The organism is Spiroplasma endosymbiont of Polydrusus cervinus, from assembly GCF_964019755.1.
GTDB lineage: Bacteria > Bacillota_I > Bacilli_A > Mycoplasmatales > Mycoplasmataceae > Spiroplasma.
Window position 1 is genome coordinate 964,019 of the sequence record NZ_OZ026469.1, and the last position, 13,299, is coordinate 977,317.

A 13,299-nucleotide genomic window follows, 5' to 3' on the forward strand; every position below is an offset into this window, starting at 1 on the left:
CATTTTTTATTTTGGCAAAATAGAAAGGATGATAAAAAATGGATGAAAAAATTACTTAGTTTGTTGGTAATATTTTCGTTGTCATGTGCAAACACAATGACGTTGATTGGTTGTGGTAATATTGATACCAACAAACCACATTTACAGCCAAATAATTTTAAAAATAATTTAAAAATTAATTTAGAAACAAATATTGATTTAGAAAAAAGATACTTATCCCACCCTATTTTAATGCAAAAACGAGGTTATAAAGGAACTTTCTTTAATCAATATAAGACAGATACTATCAAACGGTTAACAAATGTTTTTTTAAGCAAAGCAGATAATAATTTAGCAATTAAATTTAAAACAGAATTTAGTACTTATGAACAACTACAAAGTTATCTAAAAATAGAACAACAAAATTACTGACAAAATTTACTTAATAATATTTGTCAAAAATACCAAGATAATTTAAAACAACTTATCTTATTATTTTATAATTTTATTTCAAATATTTGAAATAAAACAATGATTAATTCAATTTTAAGGAAAATAGAAATTGAAAATGTGATTGATGGGGATGATAATGTTTGGGGACAAACAAATAATCACCAAACTATTTTGCTAAACAAAAAGGTTTTATCTTGTGCGTTTGAAAAAACAATAAATAGTGAATGACACAAAGGACAATTTACAACCAATAATTTTCTGCATATTTTAATCCGTGAATTAGGACATATCTTTTATTTTTATGATTGAGAAGCATTTAAAATCAATCATATTTTTTATTTAAAGCAATTTTTAGGACAGAAAATTAATAACTTAAATAAGTTTGCAGAACTAGACAAAGAAAAAGTGTTAAGGATATTTGCTAACAGTAATTATGGATTGAGTGATGATGAGGAGTTATTGGCAGAGGGATTTGCATATTGGTTATTAGCAAAACAAAGTATGCAAACAAAAATATGAGCATTTTGAAACGAATACTTTACAAGTTATTTACCACAAATAAGAGATAAAAAAAGAAAGGAAGTGTAAATGATGTTAAATACAATAATTGGAATGATGGGAACAATCGCCGTAATCGGCTTGTTTGTTTGTTTATGGAAGTTTCTTGGTATTAAATTGCAAAAAATGAAAAAACAAATTGAGTTAACGAAATACAAAAAAACTTGTCGAATAATATTATATTTTAGTATAAGTTGTTTTGTGTTATTTTTGTTAGTAATTGGATTGTGAATTGGATTAATATATCCAACTTTGAAATAAAATAAAAAAAAAATTCATATTTTTAATATGTGTTTTTCTAGTTGGCAATTTTTTAATTGGAATATACTTTTTCGCAACAAATTCAATATATTTAATTAAAAATTACAATACGAGTGAATGGTTAATATGATTTGTTATTATGCCAATTCGGCTGATGTTTTTTTATCTTATAGATCATATATTTTATAAAATAAAAAGCTATATATAATTTTTAAAAATAGAAAGGAGGAATAAAATATGTGTGATAATTGCAATAAAAATAAAATATTTCAAATAATTAGATTAGGATGTACCGGACATCATTTAAAAAAATGATAAGATAGTTAGTGGAAAAGTAATTAAAATAAAACTTTGCTTTAATTTTGTAGAAAACTCTTGATGAAATAAAAAAAATCATCAATATGACAATTTAAAAACTAATTTTGTGTAAGAATATGATTTTGCTTTAAATTTTTAAACGTTGAAATATAATACCGTTGATTGTTGTTTTGGTGTTAAACCTTTATGCTGGTATTTTCATTTTCATAGATTTAAATAATTTTGAATATTAGTGAAACCTAAACCATGATAATGAATTAAGGCTTCTTTAAGACTAGATTGTAATTTACTAATCTTACTTAACTTTCGATAACTAGTATCAGGATTTATACTAGTTTTGGTAGAATATAGAGTAGAATTTGTTTGTTTTGCTACTAATAAATATAATGGTTGCATGTCAGAAAAAATCAATGATTTTTCTTTAATTAATTGCTTATTCATATTTTTAATAATTCATTGTTTTTGTAATCGTTTGGTATTGGTGGATTGAACAAAAATATTATTATTGATATCAACTGCCATTTGAATACAACATTTGGTATTAGTTGAAAATGGATCAAGATGAGTTTTTCGTTTATCAAATTTATCTTTAAAATTACCTTTATGGATTTCTTTAATAAAAGTTTCATCCATTTGGATTTGACCACTTAATTTTTTAAATTTTAATTGAGTATTTTCTAATTGTTTTGATTGGATTAGTTTTTGTCGATTATACCAAGCGGTTTTTGGTGTTGTTTTAATAAAACAAGAAATTATTTTGCTAGATTGTCCTAACAATGAAAAGATTTGCAATTAGGACATATAATGCCTTTATCTCTAAATTTCTGATCAATTTCATTTAAACGTTTTTGTTTTTTGATTAGCTCTTCTTCTTTTTTTATTTTTTCAGCAAATTCTAAAAATTGATCATCTGTAAAACTGTTTTTTAATTCTTTAATTATTTTTTCCATCAATTTTTTACCTCTATATATTAAAAATATACCTAAAATTAGGTATATTCTATAAATATCAAGAGTTTTCTACAAAATTAAAGAAACTTTGTTAAAGCTGTTGAATAATTTTTACAAAGTTTGTCAATGAATTTAAATTATCATTAATAGTTAGCCAGCTTAACCATTATGGTCCGTTATTTCAAAATTACTAATTTTTGTTATTCCAGATTTAATAAATTCAGAAAATGAATTTGCATAATATCTACCGCGGGGTCATTTATCTGCGTGGTTTTATATTTCAGTAATACACAAACATATATTTTTTTAAAACAGAAAGGAGGTTATATGATATGAAAAAAACTATATTGGTACCATTGTTATTAACAGCCACAATTGGTATAAGTGAACCACTTATTTTTAAATCATCCCTCAATGATAATTTTTCGATTGCAAAACAAGAACAAATTATAAATAAAAATGCAAAGAAAAGTTTTAACCCAACAGCCCCAAGTTTTACGAAAAATATTAATTGAGATAATAATATTGATGTCGAAACTGGCGGTACTTGGAGTGGTGATTATACAGAAAAAGTAGAATCAGGATACTATTATGTTAATATTTTAGATTATGCAAGTAGTTGAAATGATTTTAAAAATAAGTATAAACAAATTCAAATAGATTTTGAGGGTTATGTTGATCATAACCAAGCAGATAGGGTTGATTATAATGCTTACTATTATATCAATCTAAGTCAAATAAGTGGCATGGCCAAAACATCCCAAATTTTTCATCACTATCAAGGTTATACCCAAAATGCAGAATGAGGATGAGCAGATGTAAGATACCAATTAGAAAATAATGATGAGCGCATTAAAATTGATTTTTTGGTTTATGCAAGAGCCACAAACGGATGAAATTCTCATAATACATGAGCTAAAACCTGATTAAAAGTTAATAAATTGATTTTTAATACGAGTTTTAGTTTTAATGAGATGAAAAGTAGTTTAATAAGCGAATTAAATAAAGAGCTTAGTTATTATTCTAATATTGATAATAACCCGCAAAGTGCTAATAATTGAAATCAAATTAAAGAGCAAATGGATAGCAAAATCAGAAAAGCACTAAATGATAATAATAATACACAGGAATGAATTGAATTTTTAAACCCAAATTATCAATTAGAAAAAAGGAACAATAATTATTATCTTAAAACAAGTTTTAATATTGAAAATTATCAAAATGGCAGTTCTGAAATATGAGAATTTAAAACACCTTTAAATTTTAATAGCGATTATAATATTGCTAATGCCAAAAATAGAATAGAAAACGAGTTAAAACAAACAATTATTTATCAAAGTGATACATCAACCAATATTTTAGATGAAAGTAATTGAAATGCAATTAAAACTATCTTAGATAATAAAATATTTAATGTTTTAAGCAAAAAAGGAAGCATAATTGAATGAAAAAAACTTATTAAACCAAATTATGCTTTAATAACAGAAAATAATAATTATTATCTTAAAACAAGTTTTAATATTTTTAATCATTTAACAGAACAATGAGAAAATTGAGTTTTTAAAACAAAACTCAATTTTTCATTAAGTGCAAAATATTGAAAAAGTAAATTACAAGAACGAATTTTAATAACACCAGGAAAAATTAGTGATAAAAATGGGGTTACAATGATTAATGATATCGAAGAAGTTATTAATAACGGTGAGGGAAGGGAAAATAAATACAATAAAGGAATAATAAAATATCATACAACAACATTTTTTCAATATATCGAACCAAAGGAAAATAATAATGATCCTGATTATGATATTGTTAAAATAAATGGGGTTAATTTAAACGCTGTTAATGGTTTATACACACATACTTTTGATGATAAAGAAAAAGTTAATAAATATGAAATTGAAATTATTCACCGACCAAACCCTAAAATTGGGGGAGATGTTGGTGGTAATTTTAAGTTAACAATTTTAATTGAAACAATTACCCCATCATTGCAATTAAAATTAATGGGATGAGGGCCAAAGAATATTGACTATGAAAAACTAACAAATGAATTTATCAAAGACCCTAGCAATGAAAATAAATCAATCAAAAACCCTAATTATGATAAAGAAATTAATAAAGAAACAGGGACGAAAAAGCAATTAATCTGAGTTCAACATCAATCTAACACCCCTTTTCCATTAGATCCAATTGACAAAGATGGAAATTTAATAAAAACTAGTAATATTAATGATTATGATATCGGTTATTTAGCAGAAGCAAGTGCAGTCGGAGCTGGTTTTGAAAACTTTTACAATAATGACAACATTGAAAAAGTTACTCGTTATTTATCAAATGAAAAGTTAAATACTAAATTCGAAAATGGCTATCAATTAGAAAAAAACAAAACTGGTGATGTTAACACTAGTGCTGGGTGATTTCATTTTATTATTCAACAAAAACGCTTTAATGATTTAAATGGTAATACCCAACCGCCATTTTATCAACACAAATTTATCTATGTTGATAAAAATAAAAGTTCAAATTATCAGTATTTTTTAAATTCAGTTGATAGTAAAGATGCGAGTGATTTTTGAAATACAACACAAGGAAGACATCTAAAAGATTATATGATTAACTATAAAAAGTGAAACACAGACAATGATTTAGCAAAATTAAATTATGAAGCAGTGTTATCATATTGGCGAGATTATGTTTCAGATATTCGCAATCATTTAGCAATCAATGAAAGTATCAATAATTTTAAGGCATTAAATGATTTAAATATTAGTGCTTTAAAAATGAATGCCAAAGATATTAAAACTATTAGAGATAAAATTAACAAATATGTTTGACAAGAAATAAATAAACTTAGTTTATTAGCAACAATAAACAAAGATTATATTATTCAAATATATAAAAATCAGCAATGACAAAAATTAATTGATGATGATTTAAATGAACTAATAACTAATCAACAAGAACAAACAAAAGAAATAATGATAAAAATAAAAGCACTAAATACATCAATGATACTAATTGGGGAAACAAACCAATTTAAAGTTATTAACAACTTAAATTATGATGAAAATAAAGTAATTGATTTAAGTAAAATTAAATATCAAAATCAAGAATATAATTTTAAAGATAAAACAAAAGATAATATTTTTAATAATTATATTATGGAATATATTAAACAAGGTTTTAAAATTAATAAATTAGATGAAATCTTAAAACAAGATATTGATTATCAAATATCATTGCAAGGAGTAAACGGAAAAAAGATTAATATTAATGATAATGAATTACAGGAATTTATGAAAAAGATTCAAGAAAATAAAGGTGCTGAGTTAAAAATTACTATTTATGCTTTGGATAATAGTTTAAAAGTTATTGGGAATGCTTCATATAAATTAATAAACAACCCAATAACAGAAAATGCCCCCAACAAACCAAATGAAATTCCCCCAACAGAGGGTATTATACTTAACATTATCAATAAACCAATTGATCCCAATAATCCAAATGGAAATAACGGAAATAACGGGAATGGAGAAAATAATAATCCAAATAAACCAGAAAAACCAAATAAACAACCAGATCCTAACAAACCTAATGAAAATAATGAAAGTGGTTGAAAAAAGTTTTTAAAAAAACCAGTTAATTTATTTTTTATGACTTTGATTAGTTGTGGGATAGTTGGTGGGTTTATAACTTGAATTATCATTAAAAATCAATTAAATAAAAAAATTGGGGGCAAAATAGAAAATAAAAAAAGTAAAAACAAAAAGGAAATAAAAAAACAATAAATAATATCTGTTTATTCCCCTTTTATTTAATACCCTTATTACGCATTTTAAGGGGTAAATTAGGCGCTGAAAGTTATTTTATTAAAATATAAAAATATTATAAATATGAAAATAGTTTTTAAAACGGCATTTTAAATGTCGTTTTTAATTTAAAAGAAAGAGGCGCAAAATATGAAAAATGTAATACCAAAAAAACTAAAAGACGCCAAATACCGATTTTGACGCAATATAACAATAACAGATGTTTTAATAATTGCCGTTTGAGTTGGATTAACAATTATGTTTATATTTGGTTTTCAATGAAAACTATGAATAAAATTATTATCATCATCAATAATGATTTTAATTAGTTTACCACTAATTATTACAAATAAAAAAACTAATTTAAAGGGGTGACAATGCTTATATTATAAAATTAATTACTTATTTAGTTGTAAGAAATATAGTAAAAACAAAACCAGCTTACTGGTACCATATAATAAAGTTATTACCAATAACTTTATTACAACTCACGGAATTTTAAAAGGTACTTTAAAAAAGACTCTAATTGGAGGAATTCAAATAAAAGGATTTGACATTACTTTATTAAGCGGTGAAGAGCAAATAATAAGATTAAGAGATTTACAAGATATTTTTAAATTTGCTAATTTTCCAATAACTTTATTAAAGTTATAATTACCATTAAATTTTGATGATAACATTAAATATTTACAAAAACAAATTAATAAAACGCAAATCCGTTATAAAGACAAAGAAATTAGTTTTAATCAATTTGTAAAAATTACAAAACAAATTAAAAATAATATTAATTTTTTAAAAAAAGAATTAATTAAAATAAACGATGAAATTAAAACTGAAAAATGTTTTTTTCTTTTTGTGTACGGAAATAGTGAACAAGATTTAAACGAAAAAATATTATTTTTAGAAGATAAATTATATAAAGGAAAAATTAATTGTAATATTTTATCTAATTATGAAATAACAAAAATCTTAAAATTAATGTGAAATCCACATGAAAAACCATTAAATAAAACAGATTTTAATAAAAATAAAGATAATTTAGCAAAATTATTGCAATTTAACTACCTAAATATTAAAAAAAATTATTTTATAGCAAATGATTTATATTATTCAATTAATACCATTCAGGACTATCCTTTATTTATTAATGATTTATGAGGGGCATGTTTATTTTCAAACGAACAAACTATCATTTGAAATATAAATCCTCTAAATTATGATGAAACAAAAAAAGCAATAAACAGTGCTATTCAAACAACCCAAACAAGACAAGTAATGACAAAATCATATGTTAATACAAATGAAAATAACTATGAACTAGAAACATACTATCATTTAATTGATGAGGTTAATGGTGGCGGTGAATTATTGAAAAATGTTAATATTTTATTTTTAAATTATGGAACAAATAAAAAAACATTATCACAAGCACAAGTACGATTAACAAAAGCATTAAAAGAAATGGATATTAAAGTTAATCCATTGTGATATCAACAATTTAATGGTTTAAAAGGATTTATACCATATAACAATAAAATCATAATAAAAAAATATGGCCGAGAAATGCCAACAAGTACCCTAGCAGCATCATTTCCATTTATTGATAGTGGTTTATATGATAAAAAAGGTGCGTGATTAGGAACGAATAATATGGGTAATGTTGTGTTGTGAGATCAATTTAAAATTACGAGCAAAAGAACAAACCATAATATGTTTATTCTCGGTACAGCCGGAATGGGAAAATCATTTACAATGAAAAAAATGATAAATCATCATATCAAGATGGGTCGTAAAGTTATTGTTATTGACCCTGAACGAGAATACCAAGAATTATGCAAATATTATGATGGAAATTGAATTGATGCAGGAGATGCTTCGATCGGAAAAATAAACCCCTTACAAATTTTAGATAATAATTTTATTGATGATGTGGAAAATGCTAATTCATCGCCATTATCAAATCATTTACGATTTTTAGAGCAGTGATTTAAAACGCTTTATCCCGATTTTAACGGGCGAGAAATTAATTTATTAACAAAATATTTAAAATTATTATATCACCAATTTAACATTACAAATAATAGCGAAATTAACAAAATTAATAACATTGATTTTCCAATTATGAGTGATTTTTATGACTTATTAGAAAAAGAATATAAAAATAATAAAAATCAACTTTTAAAAGAGTTTATGGATTTAATTACCACAGATTTTTTAAATGATGGAAAATATCAAGCACTTTGAAATGGACATACAACGATAAAATTTAAAAATAATTTTGTTGTTTATGATGTTTATAATTTGTTTGACTTAGATGACAAAAAAACAAACGCAGCACAATTAATTTTAATGCTAAATATTATCAAAAAAGAAGTAAAAGAAAATCGTTTCAAAGATGATAATGAAATAGTGATAATTGTTGATGAAGCTCATTTAGCAATTGATAAAGATAATCAAGTGGCTTTAAATTTTATGTACCAAATGACAAAAAGGATTCGGAAATATAATGGTGCTTTGGTTGTGGCAACGCAAAATATCGCTGATTTTGTAGAAAATGAAACCGTTTTAAAGAAAACAACAGCAATTATAAATAATAGTCAATATTCATTTATTATGGGGTTAAAACCCAATGACTTAGAAAAAGTAATTAATTTATATAAAAGTTATGGGGGATTAACATCGGCAGAAAAAGACTATATTGCTCGTAGTGTAAAAGGACAAGGACTATTTTTTGTTTCAGGATTTGAAAGATATCGGATTGAAATACAAGCAAACAAAAAAGAAAAAGCCGGATTTGGAAAAAAAGATAATTAAAATAAAAAACTAAAAAGAAAGGAACTATCAAAATGAAAGAAACAGAAAAATATATAAGTTATCAACTTATGACAAGTAATTTAATTTTAACAAAACCTTATTATGATAATAAAGGTAGTAAATGAATTGAGTTAAGGATAAAAGATTTATTGTATCCTTATGCAAGTATTAATATAAATAATAAATATTTTAAATTACAATATAACAAAGATTATTGTTTTATTACAATTTTTAGAAATCAAAACTTTTATATTAAAAATAAAGATTGAAAAATTGAGGGTGAGGTTAATTGAGAAAAACTGCACCCTTTTTTGTTGGCGTTGAATAAACAATGTTTAATTAAAAAAGCCGAGAAAAAACAAATATACCAAGAAAATTTAAAATATTTTAATGGTAATAAATTTCCAAAAAAAGACAATTAATTAGACAAAATAAAAATGAAATTTTTGAAATATTTTGGCAAAGCCAAAAGATATAATGAGTGGACTTTTGGCTTTTTAAATTTAACAAATTTTAAAGGGTAAAAATTTCCAAAATAAGGAGGAATAAAATATGGAAAAAGAATATAAATTTAAGTCATCACCACCGATTGGAAAATATCAAAAATATATCAATGGTGCCGTTGATAAATTAATACGGCATAATTTTAGAATTAAAATACCCGAAAATGTTAACCCTGAATTTACAAAATATAATTTTTACTATGTTAATGGCATAAAAGAAATAACAAACAATGGCAAAGGTTTTGAAATAGTAAAACAAAAAAGATTTGAAAAAATGAAGTTATTAGAAGATAATTGAAATAAACAACAAACTAAATATAGTGAAGCACAAAAAACAAGTTTTAAAAATAATTGTGAAAAGAAAAATATTTATATAGACATTATTTTGCCGGGAACAAGGCAGGAATGATTTGAAAAAATGGGAATATGTCAATTTACAGATATTCAAGTATGAGATAAATTTACTGGAACACGTAAAATGGGAAAATTAATTCTTGAAAGTATCAATTGGAATAAATTAAATGAATGAGTTAACATTGAAATTAATTTTATGAAACAATGAATGAAAAATAATCTTGGTACAGATATGGGTTATCTATATTCAGCAATCCATTTGGACGAAACAACGCCCCATATTCATTTTGATTTAATTCCAATTAATAAAGGTTTTTCAAAAAAACTTAATGAAGAAAGATATACAATTAGTCAGAATAAACTTTTTGGTGGTAGTAATCGTTTTTTTACAATTAGACAAAAAGATGATTTACTAAACAAATTTCATCGCTATCATGCTAATTATTTAACAAAAGCAGGTTATGAAATCGAACCTGGTGAAATCGGCGGTAAAGGTAGCTATAATGCGATGAATTTTCGGCAAGTTAAAGAATTTGAACGAAATAAGTTAGAAAATGAAATTAATACTCTATTTGATGAATATAGGTCTACCAAAGATAATATAGAAGAATTTAGCAAAATTAAAGGTATCAGTGATGATTATGATGGTTTAATTTATGAAATTAAACAATATTTAAGATATGAAAATAATTTTACAGATTATGAAATAAATCAATTAACTAAATATTTAGATTTAGCAGAAAAAATGAAATACTACAAGATTATCACTACTATCACTAACCCAAAAGAATCAGATTTTAAAAATATGAGTTTAATTGAACAAGAATTTAATGAAATGGTTTTTAAAATCAATCCAATTATGCAAAAAGGTTATGATTTGGTGAGCAGTCTAGAAAGAGAGTTATAAAAATATGTGAAATAAAATTAAAAAGAAAAAAATAAGTTTATTAATTGGTTTATGTTTTGTTCCAATAATTTTTATTTTTTGTTTAACATTATTTGGAATAGGTTATTCAATTTTTAATAATTGAAAACAAATGGTAATATTTATCAACGAAATTAAGCAATTTCAAATATTATCATGATGAAATTATATAATTAAAAGTGAATACGGATTATTAATAACAGTTGGATTAAGTTTATCTTTTTATTGCTGGTTTTTTTATTTTGTTTTATTTAGTAAAGTGAAGAGTAAAGAAACTGCAATTAAAACAACCGATAAAATAGATTTTGGGGATAGTAAGTGATTAAGTATAAAAGAAATTGATGATATTGGTGATAAAGTTAATATCAAAGATAATTATAAAAATACTGGTTTTGTTTTTAGCTGTAATAAAAATAAAAAAGATTTATTGTTTAACTTAAAAAATAATATTCATAGTGTTATTGTTGGCTCAACAGCAAGCGGAAAAACACAAGGAATAGTAGTACCAACAATTTATTTAAACGGAAAATCAACCACCAAACCAACTATGATCATAACCGACCCTAAGGGTGAATTATATAATTTAACCAGTGGGTTTTTAGCAGAAAATGGTTATAAAATAAAAGTTATTGATTTTCGTAATTTAGAGAAAGGAAATACTTGAAATCCATTAAAATTAATTTACGATGATTTTATTAAAATGATGATAACAGGATGGAATAAAATATTCGTTTGGTGATGTCTTATTTTAATAAATATTTTATCTATTAAAATAAAACTAACTAAGAAAAAGAAAAATTTATCTTTTTTAACCATCTTGATAATAACATAAAATCACAAAATTACAAAACAAAAATAATAATTTATAAAATTATTTAATAAATATTTATTGAATTGTTTTATATTTTAAATAAACACGCTTGCTTGTTGAGAAACATTTTTATTTATTAAAAATTGGTAATTATCATTATTTTTAAAATAATAACTATGTTCTTTTTGCAGGTGATTAGCATCATTTTTGAAATAATAATTATGTTCTCTTTGCAATTTTTTATTTAACTTATTAAGATAAAACTCAATTAAATTAACCACGTTTTCTTTCGCCATTTTCATTGCAATCATATTTTTGAAAACTTTTTCACTATATGATTTAGAGCCATATCCTTTTAATCATTTGACATTATGTGAAATTTGTGATTCAGTGCAAGACCCCCAATATCAATCTTCTTTATAAACCTTAATCCCATCTTTTCTTTTATTAATATAATTAATAAATTTTTTTATATCTTCTTTTTTATCTTTCAAAAATGGATGTTCTTTAATGTTCTTGATTTTTATTAAATTTTTTAAATATTTTATCGCTTCATCAGGATCGCCACTTTTCAATAATTTATTAATATCTAAATAAATTTGTTTTCTTATTTTTTCGTTATCAGTTAAATTTTTGGTAAGTTTTCTTCTTCGATAAGGAACTATTGTTTTTAATTCTTTCATTAAGTGAAATTCATCTAAAATATAAATTGCACCAATTTCATTAGCGAATTTTTGAATTCATGTTGCTCCATCACCTGCCAGCGTTAACTTACAATTTTCAATATTAAAATTTTGATTTAAAAAATGTAAAAATTCTTTTTTATATTTTTTAATAAGATAATATTTATTTTTTACTGATTTCATAACAATAAAAATCTTTTTATCTCTTAAAACATTTTTGTTTTTAGTACTTTTTACTTCATCATATCCAGTATGGAAATATGCTACTCTAAACATGTTTTTTTCTATTTTTTTATATTTTGTTAAATTACTAAAAGAATCGTCAACTCCAGCATATAAATATGGTGTTTGAACATTTATTTTTTCTGTCTTTGTTTTTAATTGTTCTTTAAATAATTTATCAAAATTAACCTCTTTATTAATATTTGTGATTGTCATATTGGATATGTTTAATTTTGGATACGTATCCTTAATATCTCTTTGTCTTTTGGCACTATCCATTTCTTTTCAAATTGCTATTTTAATAAAAATGCTAATTCTACTTCATTTTTTTCTCCCAATTTTTTTATCAAATAAAAAAACAAATTCATATTTATTAGTATCTTTATTGTAAAAACGAAATAATGTTCTATAAAAAGTAATATCGCCATACTCTGTTTTTTCTGTAAAAGGTCTTTTCCCTCACATAATATAACCATTTTGACCGTTGCAATTTTGTTTTCTTAATTCTTGATCAGTGCTTTCTCATTCTTCTAATATTAATCTTTTTCCTACTTCATTAACATCAATATTTACTTTTTCTCTAAAATTAATAGTATTGAAAATATTTAACATATACTTATATTCCTTTTAAATCATCATTGCATGATAGTAAGATT

General features: G+C 23.5%; 11 protein-coding genes. 8 read left to right on the plus strand and 3 right to left on the minus strand.

What is annotated here, in order from left to right; translation table 4 throughout:
* Positions 1–42: 42 nt before the first annotated feature.
* Both AACK78_RS06200 and AACK78_RS06205 read left to right on the plus strand, forming a co-directional pair.
* Positions 43–1,020, plus strand: coding sequence for a hypothetical protein (locus AACK78_RS06200; protein WP_338955134.1), 978 nt, complete (start codon positions 43–45; stop codon positions 1,018–1,020).
* Positions 1,021–1,023: 3 nt separating this feature from the next.
* Positions 1,024–1,251, plus strand: a complete 228-nt coding sequence (locus AACK78_RS06205) for a hypothetical protein (protein ID WP_338955137.1) — start codon at positions 1,024–1,026, stop codon at positions 1,249–1,251.
* Between the two features lie 453 nt (positions 1,252–1,704).
* Here the strand turns inward: AACK78_RS06205 and AACK78_RS06210 are convergent, their stop codons facing one another.
* Both AACK78_RS06210 and AACK78_RS06215 read right to left on the minus strand, forming a co-directional pair.
* Complete coding sequence (locus tag AACK78_RS06210) at positions 1,705–2,346, minus strand: transposase (protein WP_338955139.1); 642 nt, start codon at positions 2,344–2,346, stop codon at positions 1,705–1,707.
* Positions 2,340–2,519: a hypothetical protein gene (locus AACK78_RS06215; RefSeq protein ID WP_338955141.1), complete on the minus strand. Its 180-nt coding sequence runs from the start codon at positions 2,517–2,519 to the stop codon at positions 2,340–2,342. The genes AACK78_RS06210 and AACK78_RS06215 overlap by 7 nt, the downstream gene beginning before the upstream one ends.
* Positions 2,520–2,851: 332 nt before the next feature.
* Here AACK78_RS06215 and AACK78_RS06220 point away from each other — a divergent pair, with 332 nt between their 5' ends.
* The 6 genes from AACK78_RS06220 to AACK78_RS06245 all read left to right on the plus strand — a co-directional run bounded on the left by AACK78_RS06220 (position 2,852) and on the right by AACK78_RS06245 (position 11,759).
* Positions 2,852–6,310, plus strand: coding sequence for an Mbov_0399 family ICE element protein (locus AACK78_RS06220; RefSeq protein WP_338955143.1), 3,459 nt, complete (start codon positions 2,852–2,854; stop codon positions 6,308–6,310).
* Positions 6,311–6,481: 171 nt separating this feature from the next.
* Positions 6,482–6,985: a hypothetical protein gene (locus AACK78_RS06225; protein ID WP_338955144.1), complete on the plus strand. Its 504-nt coding sequence runs from the start codon at positions 6,482–6,484 to the stop codon at positions 6,983–6,985.
* A 60-nt stretch (positions 6,986–7,045) separates the two neighbouring features.
* Positions 7,046–9,145, plus strand: coding sequence for an Mbov_0397 family ICE element conjugal transfer ATPase (locus AACK78_RS06230; RefSeq protein ID WP_422396891.1), 2,100 nt, complete (start codon positions 7,046–7,048; stop codon positions 9,143–9,145).
* A gap of 32 nt (positions 9,146–9,177) precedes the next feature.
* Positions 9,178–9,567, plus strand: coding sequence for a hypothetical protein (locus tag AACK78_RS06235; RefSeq protein ID WP_338955147.1), 390 nt, complete (start codon positions 9,178–9,180; stop codon positions 9,565–9,567).
* A 130-nt stretch (positions 9,568–9,697) separates the two neighbouring features.
* The gene (locus AACK78_RS06240; RefSeq protein ID WP_338955149.1) at positions 9,698–10,909 is read left to right on the plus strand and encodes a plasmid recombination protein; all 1,212 of its coding nucleotides are present in this window, start codon (positions 9,698–9,700) and stop codon (positions 10,907–10,909) included.
* Positions 10,910–10,913: 4 nt separating this feature from the next.
* Positions 10,914–11,759 (plus strand): type IV secretory system conjugative DNA transfer family protein, encoded by an 846-nt coding sequence (locus tag AACK78_RS06245; protein WP_338955151.1) that lies wholly within the window; start codon positions 10,914–10,916, stop codon positions 11,757–11,759.
* 74 nt (positions 11,760–11,833) lie between these two features.
* On the opposite strand, the gene AACK78_RS06250 is transcribed toward AACK78_RS06245, so the two are convergent.
* Positions 11,834–13,255, minus strand: coding sequence for an Mbov_0401 family ICE element transposase-like protein (locus AACK78_RS06250; protein ID WP_338955153.1), 1,422 nt, complete (start codon positions 13,253–13,255; stop codon positions 11,834–11,836).
* Positions 13,256–13,299 lie beyond the last annotated feature (44 nt).